Raw genomic sequence first — 22915 nt, 5'->3', positions numbered from 1 at the left:
GTAAACGTTAACTGGTTAGGTCATCAAAAAACTTTTTGACACCATTGAAAAAACCTTCGGCTTTAGGCTTATGACGAGTTGCCGCTTCGCCACCACACGATTCTTCAAATTCTTTGAGCAATTCTTTTTGGCGGCTACTTAGTTTAACTGGTGTTTCAACCACTAATTTAACGATTAAGTCACCAACCCCACCGCCACGAACGCCTTTCACGCCTTTACCACGCATACGGAACATACGGCCAGTTTGAGTTTCAGTCGGCACTTTAAGGTTCACACGGCCATCTAATGTCGGTACTTCAACTTCACCACCAAGTGCAGCCATTGCAAAGCTCACTGGCACCTCGCAGTACAAGTTATTGCCATCACGTTCAAAGATATGGTGCTCTTTAACATGAACCTGAACATATAAGTCACCCGCTGGTGCGCCCATTTCTCCCGCTTCACCTTCACCAGATAAACGGATACGGTCACCCGTATCAACACCTGCCGGGATCTTAACATTGAGTGTTTTAGTCTTGCGCTTACGACCTTGACCATGACAAGAATTACATGGGTCTTTAATGATCTTACCTTTACCATGACAAGTAGGACAGGTTTGCTGTACGGCAAAAAAACCTTGACGCATCTGGACCTGACCATGGCCATGACAAGTTCCACAGGTTTCAGGAGCTGAGCCTTTTTTCGCTCCACTGCCATCACAAATGTCACAGTTAACCAGTGTTGGAACTTCAACCTCTTTAGAAACACCACGAACGGCATCTTCTAGAGATAATTCCATGTTGTAGCGCAAGTCTGCACCGCGCTGAGTACGTTGCTGACCACCACCTCGACGACCTCCACCAAAGATATCGCCAAACACATCACCAAAGATATCACCAAAATCGGCACCAGCGCCACCGCCACCACCTCCCATGCCACCTTGTTCAAATGCAGCATGGCCATATTGGTCATAAGCTGCTTTTTTCTGAGGGTCAAGGAGGATTTCGTACGCTTCTTTTACTTCTTTAAACTTTTCAGCAGCAGAGTCATCACCCTGATTTCGATCGGGGTGAAATTTCATAGCAAGGCGTTTATAAGCCTTTTTTATATCACGCTCTGATGCATCACGACTGACGCCTAATACTTCGTAAAAATCACGTTTTGACATGTTCTTCGTCACCAATTTATTACTACAAACGACCACTTGTCGCTTGGTGTTTATATCATTTCTAGATAAAAACTCGAGATTACCGCTTCAAGAACCATTATCTAGACTGACAAGCCTACTACAAACAGACGGGCGAATGAGTTACCTCAAACGCCCGCAATTTTGCATTAAGCTAAGTCCGAGTTAAAGCTTATTTTTTCTCGTCTTTAACTTCTTCAAACTCAGCATCAACCACGTCATCTTCTTGCTTAGGCTGTTCTTCACCAGCTTCCGCACCTGCTTGTTGTGCTTGAGCTTGTTGCTGAGCAATTTCCATTAGCTTTTGAGAAGCTGTCATTAGCGCTTGAACTTTAGTATCAATCGCGTCTTTATCATCGCCGCTTTTGACTTCTTCAAGCTCAGAAATTGCAGCTTCAATCTTTTCTTTGTCTTCTGCTGGCAGTGCTTCACCCGCTTCTTCAACTTGCTTACGCGTGCCATGAATCATTTGATCAGCTTGGTTACGTGCAGTTGCTAACTCTTCGAACTTTTTGTCCGCTTCTTTGTTTGCTTCTGCTTCTTGAACCATTTTCTCGATTTCATCATCGCTAAGGCCACCAGAAGCTTGGATAGTGATCTTCTGTTCTTTACCCGTCTGCTTATCTTTCGCAGATACGTGTAGGATACCGTCAGCATCGAGGTCAAAAGTAACTTCAACTTGAGGCATACCACGTGGTGCTGGCTGAATACCTTCTAGGTTAAATTGACCTAGAGATTTATTGTACATCGCCTGTTTACGCTCACCTTGAAGAACGTGGATGGTCACTGCGTTCTGGTTATCTTCTGCTGTTGAGAAAACTTGGTTCGCCTTGGTTGGGATAGTGGTATTCTTCTCAACCAATTTGGTCATCACGCCACCCATAGTCTCAATACCTAGAGATAAAGGAGTTACGTCAAGTAGAAGAACGTCTTTTACATCACCAGCAAGTACACCACCTTGAACAGCAGCACCCATTGCTACGGCTTCATCAGCGTTAACATCTTTACGTGCATCTTTACCAAAGAATTCAGCCACTTTTGCTTGAACCATTGGCATACGAGTCTGACCACCAACTAGGATAACGTCAGTAATTTCGCCCACAGAAAGATCAGCATCTGCAAGAGCAACTTTTAATGGCTCAAGTGAACGTTGAACTAAGTCTTCAACTAGAGATTCTAGTTTCGCACGAGTCACTTTTACGTTCATGTGCTTAGGACCTGTAGCATCAGCAGTAACGTAAGGTAGGTTTACGTCAGTCTGTGAAGTAGAAGAAAGCTCAATTTTCGCTTTTTCTGCTGCTTCTTTAACACGCTGCATCGCTAAAGGATCGTTTTTAAGGTCGATACCTTGCTCTTTCTTAAACTCATCAACCAAGTAGTTGATCATACGGTTATCGAAGTCTTCACCACCTAAGTGAGTATCACCGTTTGTTGCAAGTACTTCGAATGTTTTCTCGCCTTCAACTTCGTCAATCTCAATGATAGAGATGTCGAATGTACCACCACCAAGGTCGTAAACTGCGATAGTACGATCACCACCTTTCTTATCTAAGCCGTAAGCTAAAGCGGCAGCAGTAGGTTCGTTGATGATACGCTTTACTTCTAGGCCTGCAATACGACCAGCATCTTTAGTTGCCTGACGCTGAGCATCGTTAAAGTAAGCAGGAACTGTGATAACTGCGCCAGTAACTTCCTCACCAAGGAAATCTTCAGCCGTTTTCTTCATTTTCTTCAATACTTCAGCAGACACCTGAGGCGCTGCCATTTTTTGGCCTTGAGCTTCAACCCAAGCATCACCATTATCTGCCTTAACAATTTTGTAAGGCATTAGCTCGATATCACGCTGCACTTCTTCGTCTTCAAAACGACGACCGATCAGACGCTTAATTGCAAATAGCGTATTTTCAGGGTTGGTTACCGCTTGACGTTTAGCTGGCTGGCCTACTAGCGTCTCTCCATCTGTATATGCAATTACTGATGCTGTTGTACGCTCACCTTCCGCGTTTTCGATTACACGAGGCTTGTCACCGTCAAGAACAGCAACACAAGAGTTAGTAGTACCTAAGTCAATACCAATGATTTTACCCATCAGGCTATCTCCGAATAAATTCTATTTTCGTTTCGCTATATCCCCTATGTGGGGATGGAGAACAGGGATTCAACCCTTACTTACAAACTAAAACAATTTTGTTTGTTTCATTCATGCCAAATAAATAAGGGCAGTAAATGCCATTTCAAGGGGATAATGAAAAAAAAATGAAAAATTAATATAAAAAAAGCGAGGCTATTAGCCTCGCTTAACAATTTTGTTATATAGGGTTAAGCATTCGCTTCAGCTGGCTGTACCTTGTGATCTTCTTTACCAATTTCATCTTCTGTTTTAGCAACAATGGTATTAACGGCTGTATCACCAACCACGTTTGAAGATGTACAGAACATATCATTGATACGGTCCACAGCTGCAATAATCGCTAGACCTTCTGGTGGTAAGCCCAGTTGATGAAGCAATACACCAACCATAACTACACCGCCACCTGGCACCCCACCTGCACCAATAGAGAGTAGCAAAATAGTCAAACCCAGAGTGAAGACATCTGCCGAATTAATTGGCTGGCCAAAGGCGTTCGCAACAAAAATAGTCGCAAGCGCGATGTAGATAGACACACCTGACATATTCATAGTTGCGCCCAGTGGTACACCAAAACCTGCAACTGAATCTGAAACTTTTAGCTTCTCTGTCAGTGTTCTCATCGTAACTGGAATTGTCGCATTCGAGCTTGCTGTCGATAGTGAGAACAGAATTTGCTCACGCGTTGCACGCAGGAATGTCTTAGGAGAAACCCCCGTAAAAATGCCTACTGCCATTGGGTAGAAAACGAAAATCCAGAACACTAGCATCGCAACGACCAAAGCCACATAGCTAGCAACAGACCCTAAAGTATGAGCATCTAACGTTGCACCTAATTGAATCATTAGGGCAAATACACCGTACGGGGCAAGACTCATCACTAAGCCAACGAGCTTCATCATAATTTCATTAGCTAACTTAAAGGTACGGATAGCTGGTCCACCTCGAGAATCCAAAGCTTGGATAGCAAGACCTGTCAAAATAGCCATGAAGATGATTTGCAACATATCACCATTAGCAAACGCCTGAACTGGATTACTCGGTACAATATTGACTACCAAAGAAAAAATATCAGGAGTTTCGGTAGTAGTCAGTTTAACTGACTCTGAAATGGTTCCAGCCAAATTTGCATCAGCGCCTGGTTGGAAAATTAGACCTACAGTCAAAGCCGCTGCAATGGCAATAATGGTATTGATTATATAGAGAGCGAAGGTTTTGCCACCTAAACGACCGAATGCAGTGATGTCTTTAAGATCAACAATACCACATACAATGGACACATAAACTAGAGGAACAACAAGGAGTTTGATCAATGATACAAACATTCCCCCTGCACCTTCCGCTGCGCCAAGTAAATAGGTATCAAAGATAGCGACCCCGCTAAACAGGTATTGAATTGCAGTGCCTATCATTAGGCCAGCAAACAAGCCGACAAAAATTTTGCTCGATAGAGATTTGTCCATCATTCATCTCCAGGATGTTGTGTGTATTTTATGGTTTTATAATTTATTCCAACCATATTCGTGGCGGAAGTCGCACATAATACACGCAAAGGTAACAAAATAAAGCGGCCGTTCACTTTAGTGTTACATTTATCAAATAGGAAATTATTTTTCTTATCGGGCTTCTTTAGTAAATAATTTAATAAATCAATAGATTCGAATCTCGCTCCTCAAGTGCTCTGACAAGATCAAAAAAAGAGAGGTAACCACCTCTCTTTACATAAAAACATTCGCAATAATTATTATTTAGAAACCATAACCATCGCTGGGCGAATAACTCGACCATTGAGCTCATAGCCTTTTTGCATCACAAACATGACTGTATTGGGCTCATGTTCAGGACTTTCCTGAATAGACATTGCTTGGTGCAATTCTGGGTTAAAGGTTTCCCCTTCAGGGTTAATTTCTTTAAGACCAAATTTTGCGACCACATCAACAAAGGTTTTATGTGTTAACTCAACACCTTCGACGATTGATTTAACCGCTTCATTTTCAACATCCGCTGACTGAATCGCACGCTCTAGGTTATCGATAACAGGAAGTAATTCCTCAGAAAACTTGTTCAATGCGTATTTACGCGCCTTGTCAATTTCAGTCTCGGTACGACGACGCATATTTTCAATGTCTGCTTTCGCACGTAATACCGCATCTTGCTGATCTTTTACTTTTGATTCACTAGAAAGCAGAGCCGCTTCAAGTTGGGCAATCTTTGAATCTTGCTCAACATTTTCTGTCTCTTCATTCCATTCGATATCAGCCTCAGTACCTACAACTTCGGCTTCAACACCTTGTACCGTCTCTTGCTGCTGTAGTTCTTCTTCTTTCATTTTGTTTTCTTCGTTGCTCATGATATCTCCAGAATTTAATTCCATCTGTATCTAAAGTGTCACGTTTATTGCTTTTAGATACATAAAAATTCGCATAAATAGCTAACTTGCCATTATTATGGGGATGAAGATTGTCGAATCAAGCCTATTTAGTGCGGAAAATCTATGAAAAAGCCTTTTGAAGTGATCGCCATCATTGGTAAACCCAGAGATCAGCAAGCTATTCAGACTCACAGAGAGCTATATAACTGGCTTAAATCTGAAGGATATCAGGTTTTTATTGATGACCGATTAGCCGATATTTTGACTGATGTACCAGCCAAAGATTTTTCCAGTCTTATTCAACTTGGTAAAGCTGCCGATCTAGCTATTGTCGTTGGAGGTGACGGTAATATGCTCGGAGCCGCAAGAGTCCTGTCACGATTTAACATTTCTGTCATTGGTGTTAACAGGGGAAGTTTGGGGTTCTTAACGGATCTTAACCCTGAAGATTTTCAAACGGCATTGAAAAATGTGTTGGACGGTAAATTTATTGCTGAAGAGCGCTTCTTACTTGAAGCAGAAGTTCACCGCCATGGCCAAGTTAAAAGTCATAATGCGGCATTGAATGAAGCTGTGTTGCACCCTGGCCAAGTTGCTCACATGATTGAATTTGAAGTGTATATCGATGAGAGCTTCGCCTTCTCTCTCCGTGCTGATGGGTTGATAGTTTCTACACCTACAGGCTCGACAGCTTATTCTCTATCGGGGGGAGGTCCGATTCTGTCTCCGAGTCTTAATGCTATTTCTCTCGTACCTATGTTTCCACACACACTTTCGAGCCGTCCTCTGGTTGTTGATAGTAAACGCCGTATTCGACTCGTTGTGTCACCAGAAAATAGAGGGACACAAGAGGTAAGTTGTGATGGACAAGTTTCTCTGCCTGTATCCCCAGGAGACGAGGTTCATATTTATCAAAGCCCCAACACATTAAATCTTATTCATCCAAAAGATTACAGCTACTACCACGTCCTAAGAAATAAACTAGGCTGGTCAAGCCGATTGTTTTAATTCTGAAAACTTTTAGAGTTTTTAATAAAAAAAAGCCAAAGATATCATTTGGCTTTTTTTGTTATATCTATGGCTTGTAAGTTATTTAATCACACCACATACAATTCTCGATCCACCGCCACCTAATGGGGCTGGGTGATCCGAATGGTTGTCTCCACCCGCATGGATCATAAGTGCTCTATTTTTAACATCACTTAGCTGTACTCTTGGTGCTAATACGGGCTGAGTTGCCATACCTTTAGCATCAGCGTAAAGCGCAGGCAAATCACCAAGGTGGTTATCATCACTCCAAGGAGTCCCATGCTTACCTGTTCCTTTAGGATCATAGTGCCCACCGGCTGCGCCGCCTAAAACTGTCTTATCATCCTTCATTATACTGTCACAAGATGCATTGGTATGAATATGAAAGCCATGCAGACCTGCGGGTAAACCACTCAAATTAGGCACAAAAACAGAGCCATAAGAGGTTTGCTCAATTGAGACGGTACCAAGAGTTTTTCCTGAATTTAGATCGACCATTTCCACGCTGGCGGTATCAGCCAATGCTGTAGCCGAAAAAAGCATCATCATGGAAGCAAGTTGTGTTTTGTACATGAGGTATTCTCCATTAATTCTTATCTGTAAGGCAAACTTTCTTATCAGCTATTGATACAAGTCTCACCAACTATAACGCCTTTACCACTGACTCGTGAAATCAAAACCACCTATTAATACCATAGGCAACAACAATCTCTCTGGTAATGATAAAGTTAAAATAATTTAACCCCACAGTATTTACTGTACAAAAAAACAGTATATACTGTTTTCTTATACAGTATTTTAATTTAAGCAGGTGTGACAATGCTGGCTCACTTAAGTGTTAATAACTTTGCAATTGTTAAGTCTTTACAACTTGAACTTTCAAGCGGCATGACCACGATTACTGGTGAAACAGGGGCTGGGAAATCTATTGCCATCGATGCACTTGGGTTATGTTTGGGAGGAAGAGCAGAAGCCTGTATGGTAAGGCAAAAAGAAGAGAAGGCTGAAGTCAGTGCTGCTTTCACTTTAGACGATAATGTGAACGCCACTCGCTGGCTAGAAGATAATGACCTGCTCGATGGCAATGACTGCATTTTACGTCGAATTATCAACAAAGAAGGCCGTTCAAGAGCCTTTATTAACGGCAGCCCAGTACCACTTTCACAACTCAAAAGCCTCGGGCAATTATTAATCAACATACATGGCCAACATGCTCATCATCAATTAATGAAAAATGACTATCAAATGACCATGCTAGACCAGTACGCTGGACATGATAATTTATTAAAAAGCACCCGTAATGCTTATCAAACTTGGCGTCAATCTGATAATCATTTAAAACAGCTCAAAGAAAATAGCGCGGCTAACTTAGCGAAAAAACAACTCATTGAATACCAAATAAAAGAGCTAAATGAGCTCTCTCTTGACGAGGGTGAATATGAACGACTCGAACAAGAACATAAAAGATTATCCAACAGCGGAGAACTGGCGACCACCTGCCAACAAGCCATTGAACTTATATATGAAGGTGAAGAGATTAATGCACTTGGTATTCTCCAATCAGCCAACAATTCCTTGATCCAGTTAGCTGAGCTAGATAATTCGCTCACTCAGCTTCCGGCTATGCTTGCAGAAGCCATGATTCAAATCGAAGAAGCAAACTGTGAACTACGTAGCTACCTCGATAATATTGAAGTTGATCCCGCACGCATGTCCTATGTTGAAGAGCGTTTCTCAAAAGTCATGTCAATCGCGCGCAAACACCATGTACTGCCTGACGAGCTCTATCAACACCACCAAGATCTGCAACAGCAGATTAGGGCACTGGATTGCTCAGATGAAAAACTTGATGAACTACAACAAGGTGTAGCAGAAACTTACCAAGGTTTTCTCACTAGCGCTGAAAAACTAAGTAAGTCTCGCTGTCGCTACGCCAAAGAACTCAACAAATTAATCACCACCAGCATGCAAGAGCTGAGTATGGAAAAAGCACAATTTTGCATCGACGTTGATAAACACAACTCTCACCCTTCTCCTCTTGGAATAAATAACGTGTGCTTTTTAGTCTCAACTAACCCAGGTCAACCTTTAGAGCCTATTGCAAAGGTTGCATCAGGGGGAGAATTATCGCGGATATCGTTAGCGATTCAAGTCATCACAGCCCAAAAAGTGGATACTCCAAGTCTTATTTTTGATGAAGTTGATGTAGGCATTAGCGGCCCAACAGCCGCGGTTGTAGGCAAAATGCTGCGTAAACTTGGGCAGTCAACACAAGTGCTGTGCGTGACGCATTTACCTCAAGTTGCTGGCTGTGGGCACCAACAATTGTTTGTTGCTAAACAAACAAAGGCTGGCAAAACAGAAACACAAATGCACGCTCTAAATACTGAACAACGAATCTCAGAGCTGGCTCGACTACTAGGTGGCAGTGAAATTACCGAGTCAACCATTGCTAATGCGAAAGAATTACTTATTGCAGCTTAAAAATGGCTTGAACAAAATACACTCGCTCTACTGGGTGTATTGACCATTAGCACTAAAACTTTTCTAAATTTTGGCTATCTTTTGCAACTTAACTCAAAAATAGCGGTCTGAAACAGTTCAAAACAAGATGAGTTTTTTACTTTAGCGCCCAGCTTGTTTATCATCAGCCCAATTTACGAAATTTCCGTTACAAGAATCTATTCATATGCAAATAAAAAAGTGGCTTGTTATCGCGCTTCCACTCTCTATAACACTTTTAACTGGCTGCTCCCTATTGGAAAAGCTTGTATACCGGATTGATATAAATCAAGGCAACTATGTTGAACAAAAAGCTGTCGATAAATTGAAGTTTGGCATGAACAAAGAGCAAGTGCGTTTTGTTTTAGGTTCACCCATGCTAATCGAAAATGGCTATCCTAATACTTGGTATTATATTGATCATCAGACTGAAGGCCATCAGGACTCGGTACAAAAGAACCTTATCGCCCACTTTAGCGGCAAAGGTGAACTCGTTAACATAGAAGGTGACTTCCCAGCTAGTTCAAATTTCTTTGAGCAAATCCGCTAAAACAATAGCTTTAAACAATTGAAAGGGTTGAAGCAGATGCTTCAACCCTTTTTCTATTTCTGACAATCACAAAGAAGCAGATCGACTTGACTGTTTCGCTTGTTCAGCTCTTTTACGGCGAATTTCCTTCGGATCGGCAAGCAGAGGACGATAAATTTCGATGCGATCTTTATCCCTCACCGTTGCATTAAGTTTGGTATTACGACTGAACACACCAACTTTATTTACCGATAGGTCCACTTCAGGATATTGCTCTAATACCCCAGACTGGCGAATAATGTCTTCAACCGTCATCGATTGATTGACAACCAAAGTGTATACACGCTGTTCATGCGGTAAGGCATAAACTACTTCGACATGGATCATCTCAGATTCAATACTCATAACATGTGTACACCTGCTTTGCGCGTTGAGTAAATGCATTAACCATGTTACCGGTTAACTCACTAAATATTTTACCAAACGCCATTTCAACCATTTTACTAGAAAATTCAAATTCAAGTTTAAGCTCAACTTTACACGCTTTTTCATCCAGCTCAGTAAAGAACCAGCCACCTTTTAAGCTTTTAAATGGTCCATCAACAAGGCTCATCAAAATAGCTTCACCATTGACTAATTCATTTGACGTCGTAAAGGTTTTACTAATCCCTGCTTTCGAAACATCAACAGCAGCTACCATCGAAGAGTGACTAGACTCAATCACGCGAGCCCCAGAGCACCCTGGTAAAAACTCAGGATAACTAGCAACATCATTGACTAAATCAAACATCTGCTGTGTGCTAAATGACACCAAAGCTGAACGGCTGACTTGCTTCATATAGATTCCTCGTAACACATGCCAAAACAGCTGACATGTATCAATTTTACGTTTATTTACGCTCATCGTAAATAAAGGGATTTCTTATCTAGATTCCTCACCGTATAATGGCGCTATTATGGCAAAGAAAAAATCAAAGCAAAAAGCGGGTAGTAATACCATCGCTCTCAACAAAAAAGCTCGTCACGAATATTTCATCGATGATGAAATTGAAGCCGGCATGGAGCTACAAGGCTGGGAAGTTAAGTCACTTCGTGAAGGTAAAGCGAATATCGCAGAAAGCTACGTCTTTATGCGTGACGGTGAAGCATTTATTAGTGGTATGACGATCACTCCCCTTAATCAGGCATCGACACACGTTGTTGCTAACCCAACACGAGTACGCAAACTGCTTATGAGCCGTCGCGAGCTCGATAACTTATTTGGACGCATTAACCGTGAAGGTATGACCCTGGCTGCGCTCTCACTATACTGGTCTCGCTCGTGGGTGAAGATCAAAATAGGTGTGGCCAAAGGTAAAAAGCTTCACGATAAGCGAGACGACCTCAAAGATAAAGATTGGCAACGCCAAAAAGCGCGAGTTATGAAAAGCGCATTGCGTTAATAATGAGCACTTAGACGCACAGGCCTAGACAGAGTAGCCTTTTCTGGTACTATGCTTATAACACTTGGGGCTGATTCAGGATTCGACGGGAATTTTGCAGTCTAAGGTGCATGCCGTGGGGCGGTTGGCCACGTAAAAAGCCGCAAAAAAATAGTCGCAAATAACGACGTATTTAATCCTGCTGACGAACAAGCTCTGCTTGCAGCTTAAAAGTAGCTTAATAACCTACTAGGATGTTCTCACCCTAGCTTTCGCACGTAAGACGGGGAATAATGAGGATTAAAACCCAAACGCGCTAGCCCGGATTCTCCTGCCTGAGAGATGAACGGCGAAGTTTAATTCAGGCTAGTCATTCATTAGCGTGTCGGTTCGCAGATGGGTGGCGAAATTAAAGATCGACTAAGCATGTAGTACCAAGGATGAATGGTTTTCGGACGCGGGTTCAAATCCCGCCAGCTCCACCAAACGTTTGGAAAGGCCCAGCTCGACAGAGTTGGGCCTTTTTTTCCATATCAATTAGAATTTATTTAACCACTTCCCAATATTCGCGCTTTTATAACGACTCTAATCAAGCTCATCACCTCTTTAGGGTAATGAGTATTTATTTACTCATAGAGGTTCAGCCAAATATCCCCACTAGGGGATATTAAGAAGTACCATACCCTATAGTGGGCTGGCACCAATGATATAGTCCAAAGCAATTGGTAGGCATAATGTTACTCACACGCCAGAAGAATGGCTGGACACAATCGGAGCTTGCGAAAAAAGTCGGCATCAAGCAAGCAACAATCTCAAATTTCGAGAATAACCCAAATAAAACGACGCTTTCTATCTTCTTTAATCTGGTCCAAGCAATGGATCTAACATTGAGTATCCAAGAAAAAGCGCAGGTAACTTTGTGAGATGGCAATGGTGAGAGTTGGTAATGCAAAAACTAACAATAAGAATGGTAAGCGAACCCGTGCAAATTCATTGCAACCATATATCTAAAAGGCCAGGTAAGTAAACTCAAACAACTTATTAGTTGTACCAGCCTTTCTAAACAACTCATATGTTGTATTTAAAACAACAAACAACATATAAGTTGTAATTTGAGACACGTGAAAAATCAGGACTGAAGAAGTTTAGCCTGTTTGTGCACAAAGTTGGGATAGCCTCAATACGCTGATCTACTGAGAATACAACTGCCGAATCGGCTCTGGTTCGATATAGTCAATCAAATCATCTCCTTCGAGCTGTTTCAGCTTATCTTTAGGGCCTGAGACAACCAGCACCTGTAAATCATCCAGTGCGTCTAATATTTCTAGGCTATTGGCTTGCAACAGCTCTCTCACTGGCTGCTGCTTTCCTTGATGATATTTGACGTAAAACCTCATTTTCTCACTTGCTGCTTTCTCCAATTGTCTGTCTTTAGCCATTGGATCTTGGCTTGCTGCCAATGCCATCATTGGCAGCCATAGTGAGATCAAAATAAGACCAATAGAGCCCAAGTATGCTATTAAAGTGCGCTTTCTCATTTTATCTCCCTACTCAAAAAACTAGGCTCCAAAAGACAGAGACCAACGATTAATTTGCCCGGTATGCCAAGAAGAATTATCGACCGCTTTTAGCTTCCATATACCTTGAGAGTCAGAACCAGTAAAGTCCTCGTGATAGGTTTCTGTTATCGACTTAAGAGCGCCTCCGGTTTTGTTATGTAATACAACTATCTTACCTGAAGGTGACTCTAGCGTTACCTGTAAATCGCCAATATAACCATGGCTGATATCAACCTCGATAGACACTAAACCTGCATCCCCCGCGTGCTGCACGTCAATCTCACTAATAACGCCAGCCTCACTTTGGTCTGGTATTTCCATAACGTCGGCATTGGTATATTGAGTTGGTACCGTCTTATCAACCACCTCACCGTTATGGGTAGCGATCAAAGTTACCCCCTGATACGCTTTATATCCGTAGATTAGCACTTGGTATGTACCGGCTTCTGTCACATCAAGGACACAAGCCTCGCTAGTACCTTCTTCCTTTGAGCTGCAATCATGAGCACTCTTTGTCGGTATGCCATTAAATCGCACATAGATATCAACATCTCCAATCCCTCCGCTAAGCTCGAAAGTCGCCTTTGTTGCGCTGTCAGGAACATCGAAGGTATATACGTTGCTTGATTTACTTTCACCAAATAACTCTTGCTTAGCTACGCCATTGTCCAATACTTTATTCCCCGCATCAGGGCCGTTACAACCAATATCAAGATAAGCCTTGGCTGCTTGTGCGTTAACCAAACCATAACCGGTGCGATTATCACGCCCTTGTGAGTCGAGATCAGTAGCCGTTATTGTCAAAGCTCTACGCACTTGCTGAGCAGTACATTTGGGATGATAACTCCAAACTAGCCCCGCAACGCCTGCAACATAAGGCGCAGCCATCGAGGTTCCGTTGTAATATTGATAATTCTCACCCATGGTTGTTTTAACCGTCACTGTCTGAGTGATTTTCTCTGCAAGCTCTAGTCCTAATTGACGGTCCACCGTCACAGACACTAAGTGATAAATATCATCTTCATCAAGCACAAAAGGATTTTGCAAGCCTGGAAGGGCTTGGTTACTAAAGACGATTGCCGCTTTAGCGCCAGCTTGATAACACGCTTTTACTGGGTTAATTTCCGGCCTAAAACCTGACGCTTGATTCTCAATTCGTTCAACTAAACATATCTTTTCAGACATATCTCCACAGTCATAATTGCCAGATGACACATCACACAAAGCAAGTGGCGCGGTTACGCTACCTGCTACAGGATCTGATTTATAAGGATCGAGTGGGTTTTCTGGCACTCGTAACACTTTACGGTTGTGAGGGACAACTCCGCGTGCAAAATAGTGACCATCACTCGATCGAATATCGGCAAGTACCCCCTCGCCCATAGTTACGGTAGACAAGACCGCCATTCCCGGCGCAGCAACATCCACCTGATCAGTCGCTTGCGAAAATGCCGCATGGTGATTTTTATTATCGACAGCCGCTATAGACATCACAGCATCATAAGAAGCAGGGTAGCTATGCATTGCATTACCACCATTCCCAGATGCGGCAATCAAAAGCACGCCATCATCATACAAAGATTGCAAAACATCGCGCTCTGTCCGGCTTGAAATACTACCACCTAAGCTCATATTGACTACGTTGGCACCATTGTCAGCACAGATTTGAACAGCTTTAACAAAACTCGATGAATAGCCCCAACCTGACTCGTTAAATACCTTAACTATGTGTAAATTGACATTTTGGTTTGACATGACTCCCTTCACGCCCTCACCATTAGCAATTGCGGCAATGGTCCCAGCGACATGCGTACCATGCGCATTACCAGCTCCGGGAAACTTCCATGACCCTGTACCACTGTCATCACTACCACTGACTCGGTTACCACTGAGATCATGATGAGTCATATCATAACCAGAGTCGATAATACATATGGTGCGATTTCCCGTATTCTCATCACTTAGTAACTGGGCCTTAACGGCTGTATAGCCCCAAGGAATTGTTTCACTGAGAAGGTAACGCGGTGGATCTACTTCAACATATTCAACTTGACGATTCTCTTGCAGCTTAGACACTTGCTGCTTGTCCATTTCGATACTGAACATGGAAGGATCACCCAAACTCTCTATTTCTCGGGCTTTAGCTTCCTCAAGTAGGCTCTTATGAGATTGAGATGCAGGCTGTAGTGAGCGTGACATTCTCATCGGTGTTGGTGGGGTATCTTTAAATTTAACAATGTATTTAGTGGGGAGGTTAACCTCATTAAACTCCATTACATTCGCTAACGAAACAGACGTCATGCTAGCCATTACCACTGCCACAACCATCGATGACAGGATAAACATTCCTTTGGTTTTATTTATTATGTTGTGCATCTGCTCTGATCCTTTTGAGCTATTTTTATTCGTTTTATTCCCATGAGTCGTCAGTCATATCGACTTTTCAGAAGAATCTTAGCTATAAAGGACGCTCACAAAACAACCAACATTTTATAAAATATAAACATCATAAATAGGCACTAAATCAATTAACCAACTAAATAAGTTAACACCAAAAAATACACCCGCCTGTAAAAAAATGAGACTTTAGTCAACAAAAAGTAGATAATAGCAACATCTAGTTGAGCTTTTATTCCACAAATAGGGGTTAAGCTTACCAACACTAAATTGAACAGATGCTGAATTTAACTATCAAGAGAGGGGATGTTTAAAACGATCTCGCCTAGAAACACTCTAATGTGGTTAAATAGAGCCTAAGCGATAGCTGCCTAAATAGTATTCATAGTGCAGCACGTCCATACTCAATGAGGAAAGTCTTTTGCTTGCTATTATTCGCCTGATTCTGACTGCAGTTTTTATTGTCTTCACCACACTGTTTGCTTTGGTGTACTGCTTGTTTAGCCCAAGAAATCCAAAACACGTATACTTTTTCTGCCGCTGGTTTAATCAGTTACAAAAAATAGTCGGTGTAGAACTGATACACAGAGGCCTTGAGAAATCGCCAACACCAGAAAAGAGTGTTTATATTTCCAATCATCAAAGCATCTATGACTTTGTGACAGATCCAGGCATGCTTAGACCAAGAACTGTAACACTAGGAAAAAAGGATTTGCTTTGGTTACCCTTCTTTGGTCAATTATATTGGATCACAGGCAATATATTGATCAACAGAGAAAATAAATCTCAAGCAAGAAGTACTATCAAGCAAGTAGTAGAAGCTATACATCAAAGAGATCTGTCAGTTTGGGTCTACCCAGAAGGCACTAGAAGCAACGGTAAAGGCTTACTACCGTTTAAAACAGGCGCATTTAGAATGGCAATAGAAGCTGGCGTACCTATCACTCCAATGTGTGTCAGTACCACTCATGGCAAGATTGATCTCAACCGAAGAGGTAACGGAATTGTCATTGCGGAGATGCTTGAGCCAATTGATGTCTCTAATTACAAATTGGAAGATGCTCGTAAACTAGCGCTGCATTGCCATACGCTGATGGCCGCTAAAATATCAGAGCTGGACAAAGAAGTTGCCCAGCTAGAAGAAGATAAAAGCCGTTCTGATAAAACACAATTAGTTTAAGATAAATTGATCCATTAATGCCACCATACGGCCGATCTCAGGTTTAGTAAGGGTGTCGTTGGCACCCAAGGCTAAAGCTTTCTCACGATTATCATCACTCATCAATGAGGAAAACATGACAATAGGCAGTTCTTTATAGACATCAGCTTCACGCAGCCTCTTAACTAGGTGCATACCATCCATACGCGGCATTTCAACATCACTCACAACAGCGTCAACAAATTCAGTCACAAGGACATCTTCTTTTTTTGCCGTTTCAGCAAGTTCTGTTAGCTTGTCGTGCGCTTCACCACCATCTTTACAAGCAATGGTGTTGTAACCTGCTGAGCTCAATGTTTCTAGAATGAGATTACGAATGAATGCAGAATCGTCCACAACCATAATGGTTTTCGCATTACGTTTAGTAATCATTTTCTGGTTAAGATCAACACTTTTATCCATAGTAACATCGTATTTTTCCATACTCAGTTCTGGATTTATATCAGCAATGATTTTTTCAAAGTCGAGAATCATTATTAGGTTTTGTTCTTTACGTACCACGGCTACGACACAATCTTGCTCTCCAGCTTCAAGGAACTGGCTTGGAGATTCAACATCATTCCAAGATATCCGGTGAATACGGCTGATACTATCTATTAAAAATCCATTGGTCATACGGTTAAAGTCTGTCACGATAACAAACTTCTTATCAAGTTCCTGACTCGTAGGCACTCCCAGCCAACCCGCTAAATCGACAAGAGGAGTCAAAATATCTCGGGAAGAAAATACTCCTACCATGTGTGGCTGAGCATTTGGGTAGTCTGATGTTTCAGGAACTTGAATAACTTCGCGCACTTTGGCAACGTTAATACCGTAATAACAGGTTTTTTTCGAGCCATCTGGCATCTGCTTAACCAAATGAAATTCAATAATTTCAAGTTCATTGGTGCCACTTTCCGTAAGAATTGTACTGCTTGAAGTGCTCATAATGGGTTTTACTCATTCTCGGTATCAATTACATGTACGTTGGGTTATCACAAGCCCACGTAACTGCCTTCTTTGTGCTACCCCACATTCATTTACCCAGCAAATGAATGTGGGGTAGAAGTAAACTATCTCATCTATCACTATAAATACTAGAATAATTCGTCAATATCACCGTAAGCTCCTGCCTTGCTCACACTATGATGAGATCTTAGCTTCCTCTCCAAGTATAAACCTCGCTCGGTAAACTTTCCTCAGTTGCGTAAAACAGGTTATTAATTAAACATTTACATTCTAAATATTTAAACATTAGCTTGAACTCTATCAGAAAAATGACCGTTAAATCTTTATTCGCCAATATTCATCAGTCAACTTAACGTGTCATTTTCTTAACAAAAACCACCACAAATAACGCCATGGTAAAGCTGCCAAGAAAAGCTTCTAATGCAGCGACAAACCTCGCAAAACCAACTGGAGAGATGTCTCCATAACCAAGTGTAGTAAATGTCACCACGCTAAAGTACAGCGAATTAAAAAACTCAAATAAATAAAACTGCCAACCACTGAGCTCTTCATATATGGGATGCGCACTTGTTGTATCGAGAAAAAAGTAGGCTAAAGCACATACCAATATCAGAAACATGGAAAAGCCAACGACCCTCATAGGATCTTCACCATAACCACAAAAAAGATCGACGGTTTTAGACACAATTCTTTTGACACATAATCTGGGCATCTGATAACGCCTAAAACGCATCTCACGCTTAAAAAAATCACCTGCTATCTCAAACAAACCCTGCGTTTCGCATTGCTTACGAATGTTACGGCACACTTCCTCCGCTTCCTGATACAAGGGGGTGACTCTGTCATATTGACGTGCTTTTCGCGCTTCTCTGACTTGCTCTTCTTGCTTTATGTAGCGCCCCCATTTCACATTCTCTAACTTGGCTCTATCTAGATCAGCTCCCAGCAAATTACAATGATCCAACTGAGCACAGTGGAGATTAGCACCCACCATCTTGGTTTTCATCATAGATGATCCCCTCAAATCAAGGCCAAAAAAGTGAGCATCTGTTAAATCAGCACGATAAAAGTCCACATCACGGCATAAATAGCCATCCTTGTTACCTCGGTTTACCAGGTTTATGTCTAATAAGTTCGTTCTTGCCAACTGAAATCCGTCTAAAGGTTTACCTTCTGCAGCCCATTGCTCAACCTTGTCTTTTACATCATCATTGCTTTTATCGACTTTGGGGTCATGCCAGTAACATAGACCAGAATCCCCACACGGTTGATCGCAGCACCAGCCATCAGGATTTTGATAGCTGCATTGGCTTTGGGTCGATTCCATATAAACTGCCCTGTAAGCGCGTCAGTAAACTGACATTTACTGATACCATTAATTGTAGTGGGCACTTATGTACTCGCAAATTATATTTACACATTAATCAATAACGGCTTGTTGTTGCAGCCAAAGTTTAAACAAGTGGGTATCTGGAGTATTAGAATGAGTAATAATAAAATATCCTGCACCAGCTCTAATAGCGGAATATGGGGTAACTAACCTCTTCTGAGTGATTTCATCTCCAAGCAAAGCTTTACGGGCAAGAGCCACCCCTACACCAGCTTCAGCAGCTGCCATAGCCATATCAGTCCTGTTAAAGAAATGTCCTCGAGTCACGTCCAAATCCAACTTATGCTTTGCTGCCCAATAGTGCCACTCTTGTTCCTTTAGGGCTCCTTCCCAAGGCATTGCATCATGAAGTAAAGTAACGTTTTTCCAGACTAAATCCGGTATAGAACTACAAGAACTGAAAGTACTATGCAAATAATCAGGGCTCATCACCGGCACAAGCGACTCTTCCATCAACAATTCTGCATTATTAAGCTTGTAAGGCAGTGGTCCATAGTCAATCGCTATATCATAATCTCGACTAGTACTATTAACTAAAGCGCCTTCAGCAAACATCTGTATCTGAATATCTGGATGACTTTTCTGAAAATCATCTAAGCGTGGTACCAGCCATTTAAAAGCGAGCGAAGGGGTTAACTTCAATCTAATCGGCTGATTGGATCTTTCGTTGCTCAATTGATAAACGCTGTCTTCAATTGCGACTAAATGTGGGCTCACAGATTCCACTAACTTCTGTCCAAGAGTGGTTAAACGTATACCTCGAGCATGACGCTCAAAAACCAAAAAGCCTAGTCGTTCTTCGACCAACTGGAGTTGCTGGCTTACCGCCCCAGTAGTGATATTCAACTCACTTGCAGCACTAGTCAAACTTTTATGTTGAGCCAGAACGCTCACCAAATTAATACCATTGAGTAAATAAGGCTTCATTTGCATAGCTTTTAGTTTTTCTAAAACATGATATTAATTTTCATCGATTGTTACTCAGATGTAAACACAGCAGAGTAAAGTAAAGCCGTAGGGAGAAAGTATTGTGAAAGTCATTATTTTAGGAAGTGGTGTTATCGGTTTAACTAGCGCATGGTACCTATCTCAGGCTGGTTGTGATGTAACAATGATAGATAGACAACCTCGCTCTGCACAAGAAACAAGCTTTGCTAATGCAGGTCAAATATCATACGGCTACTCTTCTCCTTGGGCTGCTCCGGGGATACCACTCAAAGCTATCAAATGGCTGATATCAAAACACGCCCCTTTTAAAGTAAAGCCCAGCCTAAACCTAGATCTGCTAGGCTGGTCAAGCCAAATGCTACTCCAATGCAACCTAGAGCGATATCGAGTCAACAAAGCTCGTATGCTGAAAATCTCATTACATAGTCGCCAGTGTTTAGCAGAATTAAATAAGAACTATAAGATGAACTACCAAGGGAGAAGCCAAGGAACCTTGCAAGTATTTCGCACCAAGAAACAAATGCGCGCGCTAGAAAAGGATATCTCGCTACTAAAAGAAAGTGGAACACGTTACCAATTGCTCGACAGTAAGGAGTGCCTTAATCAAGAACCTGGGCTTGCTAATATGCACGGAAAACTAGCGGGTGGTTTATACCTGCCTGACGACCAGACTGGTGACTGCCATTTATTTTGCCAGCAATTGCAAACTATGGCTCAAAAAGCTGGTGTTACGTTTAATTTTGATACTGACGTTTGGCACTTAAACTTTAATAAAAATAAAATTCATAGCGTGAGCACTTCTCAAGGTGAGTATACAGCAGATAAATTTGTTGTGGCGCTGGGAAGCTACTCTAAAGAACTTCTTAAACAGGTAGGCATACAACTCCCTCTGTATCCTGTAAAAGGCTATTCACTTACTTTGCCCATCCTAAACGATAGCCATGCGCCAAAATCAACCATTATGGACGAGACTTACAAGGTTGCCGTTACACGATTCGATCAAAGAATACGAGTCGCTGGTACAGCAGAACTTGCAGGGTTTGATTCATCTTTACCGAACAAACGAATTGCAACATTAAATCATGTTGTAACGAATTTATTCCCTAATGGGGCCGACTTATCAAAAGCAGAATATTGGACAGGATTTCGTCCTATGACTCCCGATGGAACACCAATTATTGGTAGCACCCCAATCAAGAATCTATTTACAAATACCGGACATGGCACTTTAGGCTGGACAATGGCCTGTGGTTCTGCCGATATACTAACGCAAATTATTACTCAACCATCAGTAAAAAAATATAACCAACTAAATATGCATCGCTACATAAATGAATATTCTTGAGTTTAACCATACAAAGAGTGTTAAATAAATGTTTCACACACTATACCCTCAGGATTTATAATGCTACTAGTAAAATATAGCAAATAATTGAATTATAATATCTTTTATGTAGAAATCAAAAATGACAATCTACATAAATAAGCTTACGAATTCCGAACAAATATTAACCACTCCCTACAACTTTTTATCTCTATGTATAGATATTGGCTGGTTTAACGTTTGCCTAGCATTTTGTGCCTGACTTCACGCAAAACAACTTTATAACACAAAATATTTAACACTAAAGTTACAAAAAGGTTAATATCCAGTGCGAAAAACCACTAACTAAAATAAAACAGGGAAAATACTTATGCAGTCATTAGTTGATTTTCTGAATGGAATTATCTGGAGCCCAGCATTGATTTATCTATGTTTGGGATCAGGGTTGTTCTACTCAATCATGACTCGATTTGTTCAAATTCGCCACTTTGGCGAAATGTGGCGACTCCTCCTCTCAGGAAAAAGTTCGTCCAAAGGGATTTCTTCTTTTCAAGCACTTGCAGTGTCGCTATCTGGGCGTGTAGGGACAGGAAATATTGCCGGTGTTGCTGCTGCAATTGGCTTTGGTGGGCCAGGAGCGGTGTTTTGGATGTGGGTGGTGGCATTTTTTGGAGCGGCCACCGCTTATGCCGAGTCGACTCTAGCTCAAATCTATAAAGAAGAAGATAACGGCGAATTTCGTGGTGGCCCAGCCTATTACATAGAAAAAGCCATGGGCCAAAAATGGTATGCATGGATATTCGCAATCGCAACTATTTTTGCTTGTGGATTCTTACTACCCGGGGTGCAGTCAAACAGTATTGGAAATGCTGTTGAGGGAGCATTTGGTTCTGGTGGGATGGTCGAAACTGCAATAGGGACCTTTAGTTTTGCCAAAATTTTCACTGGCACTGTAATATCAGTCATTCTAGCATTCATCATTTTCGGCGGTGTGAAGCGAATTGCCAACTTTACTCAAATTGTTGTTCCGTTCATGGCACTTGCATACATAATCACTGCATTCGTGATTATCTTGCTCAACATTGAGCAAGTACCTATGGTCTTCTCTATGATCATTGGAGATGCCTTTACTCCAATGGCTGGCGCTGGTGCAGCCATCGGTTGGGGAGTTAAACGCGGCGTTTATTCTAATGAAGCAGGCCAAGGTACAGGGCCTCATGCTGCGGCCGCGGCAAGTGTTGACCATCCAGCTCAACAAGGTTTAGTACAATCATTCTCTATCTACATTGATACCTTACTAGTGTGTTCAGCAACGGCCTTTATGATCATTATTACCGGTGCATACAATGTACATGGAGCAGAAGGCTTCCTGATACAAAATGTGGCTTCTGACATCGCGGCCAATGGTCCAATGTTCACTCAAATGGCGATCGAAAGTGCTCTTCCTGGTATAGGAAAACCATTTATTGCTGTTGCTTTGTTCTTCTTCGCCTTTACAACAATTCTTGCCTATTACTACATAGCTGAAACAAATGTGGCCTATATCCGTCGTCATATCAAAGTTAATGGATTGATGTTTATGCTAAAAGTGGCACTTGTTGCGGTTGTGTTCTACGGTACAGTTAAGACTGCCAACTTAGCATGGGCGATGGGTGATGTCGGTGTTGGCCTTATGGCATGGTTAAACATTGTCGGTATTCTGACTATTTTCTTTATGGCAAAGCCTGCACTAAAAGCCTTGCATGACTATGAAGAACAGCAGAAACAAGGCGTAACTGAATACATATTCAACCCTGTTAAACTTGGTATAAAAGGTGCTGATTACTGGGAAGATAAATACCGTCGTAAGACAGGTAAAGAACCTACAGCAGAAGTCGAGTCCAAACCGGTAGAGCAACCCTCTACCTAGGACACTAATTAAGATAAAAGCAGTGGTAAAAAAGGGGTTAGCAATGTGTTAACCCCTTTATATTTTCCCGTACGAA

General features: G+C 41.8%; 20 protein-coding genes and 1 other RNA gene. 9 read left to right on the top strand and 12 right to left on the bottom strand.

Annotated features, from left to right (window positions below; genetic code table 11):
- Positions 1-7: 7 nt before the first annotated feature.
- The 4 genes from dnaJ to grpE all read right to left on the bottom strand — a co-directional run bounded on the left by dnaJ (position 8) and on the right by grpE (position 5643).
- The gene (gene dnaJ, locus OCV27_RS03365; protein ID WP_125322769.1) at positions 8-1147 is read right to left on the bottom strand and encodes a molecular chaperone DnaJ; all 1140 of its coding nucleotides are present in this window, start codon (positions 1145-1147) and stop codon (positions 8-10) included.
- 190 nt (positions 1148-1337) lie between these two features.
- Positions 1338-3254 (bottom strand): molecular chaperone DnaK, encoded by a 1917-nt coding sequence (gene dnaK, locus OCV27_RS03360; RefSeq protein ID WP_125322770.1) that lies wholly within the window; start codon positions 3252-3254, stop codon positions 1338-1340.
- A gap of 230 nt (positions 3255-3484) precedes the next feature.
- Positions 3485-4756 carry a dicarboxylate/amino acid:cation symporter gene (locus OCV27_RS03355; RefSeq protein WP_125322772.1) on the bottom strand — a complete coding sequence of 424 codons (1272 nt, stop codon included), beginning with the start codon at positions 4754-4756 and terminating at the stop codon, positions 3485-3487.
- Positions 4757-5037: 281 nt separating this feature from the next.
- Positions 5038-5643, bottom strand: a complete 606-nt coding sequence (gene grpE, locus OCV27_RS03350) for a nucleotide exchange factor GrpE (RefSeq protein ID WP_125322744.1) — start codon at positions 5641-5643, stop codon at positions 5038-5040.
- 144 nt (positions 5644-5787) lie between these two features.
- On the opposite strand from grpE, the gene nadK reads away from it, so the two are divergent.
- Positions 5788-6672, top strand: a complete 885-nt coding sequence (nadK, locus tag OCV27_RS03345) for an NAD(+) kinase (protein ID WP_125322745.1) — start codon at positions 5788-5790, stop codon at positions 6670-6672.
- Positions 6673-6753: 81 nt separating this feature from the next.
- On the opposite strand, the gene sodC is transcribed toward nadK, so the two are convergent.
- On the bottom strand, positions 6754-7266 hold the full coding sequence (gene sodC, locus OCV27_RS03340) for a superoxide dismutase family protein (RefSeq protein ID WP_125322746.1): 513 nt from the start codon (positions 7264-7266) through the stop codon (positions 6754-6756).
- A gap of 246 nt (positions 7267-7512) precedes the next feature.
- On the opposite strand from sodC, the gene recN reads away from it, so the two are divergent.
- Positions 7513-9177 (top strand): DNA repair protein RecN, encoded by a 1665-nt coding sequence (gene recN, locus OCV27_RS03335; protein WP_125322747.1) that lies wholly within the window; start codon positions 7513-7515, stop codon positions 9175-9177.
- 205 nt (positions 9178-9382) lie between these two features.
- Positions 9383-9745 carry an outer membrane protein assembly factor BamE gene (gene bamE / locus OCV27_RS03330; RefSeq protein WP_125322748.1) on the top strand — a complete coding sequence of 121 codons (363 nt, stop codon included), beginning with the start codon at positions 9383-9385 and terminating at the stop codon, positions 9743-9745.
- Positions 9746-9811: 66 nt separating this feature from the next.
- Here bamE and OCV27_RS03325 read toward each other — a convergent pair whose 3' ends face one another.
- On the bottom strand, positions 9812-10129 hold the full coding sequence (locus OCV27_RS03325; RefSeq protein WP_125322749.1) for an RnfH family protein: 318 nt from the start codon (positions 10127-10129) through the stop codon (positions 9812-9814).
- Entirely contained in the window at positions 10119-10562 is a 444-nt protein-coding gene (locus OCV27_RS03320) for an SRPBCC family protein (protein WP_125322750.1), read from the bottom strand. Before OCV27_RS03320 ends, OCV27_RS03325 begins: the two co-directional genes overlap by 11 nt.
- 118 nt (positions 10563-10680) lie before the next feature.
- Between OCV27_RS03320 and smpB the strand changes: the two genes are divergently transcribed.
- The 3 genes from smpB (at position 10681) to hipB (ending at position 12068) form a co-directional block, all read left to right on the top strand.
- Positions 10681-11166, top strand: coding sequence for an SsrA-binding protein SmpB (gene smpB / locus OCV27_RS03315; RefSeq protein ID WP_125322751.1), 486 nt, complete (start codon positions 10681-10683; stop codon positions 11164-11166).
- A gap of 66 nt (positions 11167-11232) precedes the next feature.
- Positions 11233-11630: a transfer-messenger RNA gene (gene ssrA / locus OCV27_RS03310) on the top strand.
- A 249-nt stretch (positions 11631-11879) separates the two neighbouring features.
- Positions 11880-12068 carry a type II toxin-antitoxin system antitoxin HipB gene (gene hipB, locus OCV27_RS03305; RefSeq protein WP_125322752.1) on the top strand — a complete coding sequence of 63 codons (189 nt, stop codon included), beginning with the start codon at positions 11880-11882 and terminating at the stop codon, positions 12066-12068.
- 267 nt (positions 12069-12335) lie between these two features.
- Here the strand turns inward: hipB and OCV27_RS03300 are convergent, their stop codons facing one another.
- Together OCV27_RS03300 and OCV27_RS03295 are read right to left on the bottom strand one after the other, a co-directional pair.
- The gene (locus OCV27_RS03300) at positions 12336-12683 is read right to left on the bottom strand and encodes an ATPase (protein ID WP_125322753.1); all 348 of its coding nucleotides are present in this window, start codon (positions 12681-12683) and stop codon (positions 12336-12338) included.
- Between the two features lie 21 nt (positions 12684-12704).
- A complete protein-coding gene (locus OCV27_RS03295) occupies positions 12705-15080 on the bottom strand; it encodes a S8 family serine peptidase (protein WP_125322754.1) in 2376 nt (791 codons plus the stop codon).
- 442 nt (positions 15081-15522) lie between these two features.
- On the opposite strand from OCV27_RS03295, the gene OCV27_RS03290 reads away from it, so the two are divergent.
- On the top strand, positions 15523-16281 hold the full coding sequence (locus OCV27_RS03290; RefSeq protein WP_125322755.1) for a 1-acylglycerol-3-phosphate O-acyltransferase: 759 nt from the start codon (positions 15523-15525) through the stop codon (positions 16279-16281).
- On the opposite strand, the gene OCV27_RS03285 is transcribed toward OCV27_RS03290, so the two are convergent.
- The 3 genes from OCV27_RS03285 to OCV27_RS03275 form a co-directional block, all read right to left on the bottom strand.
- Positions 16273-17247 carry a chemotaxis protein CheV gene (locus OCV27_RS03285; RefSeq protein ID WP_125322756.1) on the bottom strand — a complete coding sequence of 325 codons (975 nt, stop codon included), beginning with the start codon at positions 17245-17247 and terminating at the stop codon, positions 16273-16275. The two genes, OCV27_RS03290 and OCV27_RS03285, sit on opposite strands and share 9 nt — an antisense overlap.
- A gap of 370 nt (positions 17248-17617) precedes the next feature.
- Positions 17618-18595, bottom strand: a complete 978-nt coding sequence (locus OCV27_RS03280; RefSeq protein ID WP_125322757.1) for an ion channel — start codon at positions 18593-18595, stop codon at positions 17618-17620.
- Between the two features lie 93 nt (positions 18596-18688).
- Complete coding sequence (locus tag OCV27_RS03275; RefSeq protein WP_125322758.1) at positions 18689-19585, bottom strand: LysR substrate-binding domain-containing protein; 897 nt, start codon at positions 19583-19585, stop codon at positions 18689-18691.
- A 103-nt stretch (positions 19586-19688) separates the two neighbouring features.
- On the opposite strand from OCV27_RS03275, the gene OCV27_RS03270 reads away from it, so the two are divergent.
- Together OCV27_RS03270 and OCV27_RS03265 are read left to right on the top strand one after the other, a co-directional pair.
- Positions 19689-20951 carry a D-amino acid dehydrogenase gene (locus OCV27_RS03270; RefSeq protein ID WP_125322759.1) on the top strand — a complete coding sequence of 421 codons (1263 nt, stop codon included), beginning with the start codon at positions 19689-19691 and terminating at the stop codon, positions 20949-20951.
- A 349-nt stretch (positions 20952-21300) separates the two neighbouring features.
- Complete coding sequence (locus tag OCV27_RS03265) at positions 21301-22839, top strand: alanine/glycine:cation symporter family protein (RefSeq protein WP_125320015.1); 1539 nt, start codon at positions 21301-21303, stop codon at positions 22837-22839.
- The last annotated feature ends 76 nt before the right edge of the window (positions 22840-22915 follow it).

It is taken from the genome of Vibrio pectenicida (genome assembly GCA_024347015.1).
Lineage (GTDB): Bacteria > Pseudomonadota > Gammaproteobacteria > Enterobacterales > Vibrionaceae > Vibrio > Vibrio pectenicida.
The sequence above is the reverse complement of the archived record's forward strand: the minus strand, read 5'-3'. Positions and strand labels throughout refer to the sequence as shown.